This is a genomic window from Streptomyces minutiscleroticus (assembly GCF_014650875.1).
GTDB lineage: Bacteria > Actinomycetota > Actinomycetes > Streptomycetales > Streptomycetaceae > Streptomyces > Streptomyces minutiscleroticus.
In genome coordinates this window covers 1-714 of record NZ_BMVU01000237.1, presented here as the reverse complement: position 1 = coordinate 714, position 714 = coordinate 1, and the positions used below count along the sequence as shown (strand labels likewise).

The window sequence follows — 714 nt, the reverse complement described above, 5'->3', positions numbered from 1 at the left end:
ACAGCGCGTCGGCGACCATCGTGCCGGTGCCCACGGTGCTCAGGTACGGGTTGTCGTGCTTGACCTCGGTGCCGAAGTTCGACCCCGTCTGCTCCACGCGGGAGAGGTCGTAGCCGACCAGCCGCAGGTAGTGGACCACGAGCGAGCTGTCGCCTGACAGCCGCATGAGGGGCTTCACGTTGGTCAGGCGGGTGATCGCCCGGTGGAGGGAGTAGTGGAAGCCGTACAGCGGGTACGTGCGGTCGGGCCGCAGGCCGAGCATCAGCAGGCGCGGGACCGTGGCCACGAGGACGAGGCCGACGAGGAGCGAGCCGAAGAACAGCACGAGGGACACGATCAGGGCGTCCCGGTAGAACGCCCAGGTGGTCAGCGAGGCGGCTCCGGCGGCCATGAGGGCGGTGAGCTGCGGTATCCGGGCGAACAGCAGGTCCACGCCGCCGGCCGTCAGGGGCACGTAGAACACCAGCGCGCCCAGCAGCTGCCCCAGGGCGTAGCCGGCCCGGTGCCGGGTGGTGCAGGGGACGGGGTCGACGGTGCGGAAGTCCGTCGCGCACGGCTGGGCCGGGGAGCCGTGCCACCGTTCGCCGGCGGGCACCCGCTGTCCCGCCTGCAGGGACGAGGAGTGTCCGAGCTGGGCGCCGTCGCCCAGGGCGGTGTCGATCTCCAGCACCGTCGCCTCGCTGACGTAGACGTCGCGGCCGAGGGTGACCGGGC

Annotated in this window: 1 pseudogene; it reads right to left on the bottom strand. The window is 72.0% G+C overall.

The window, feature by feature from the left end:
• Positions 1-714 (bottom strand): annotated as a pseudogene (locus IE271_RS41220) (Pls/PosA family non-ribosomal peptide synthetase); the annotation flags it as partial.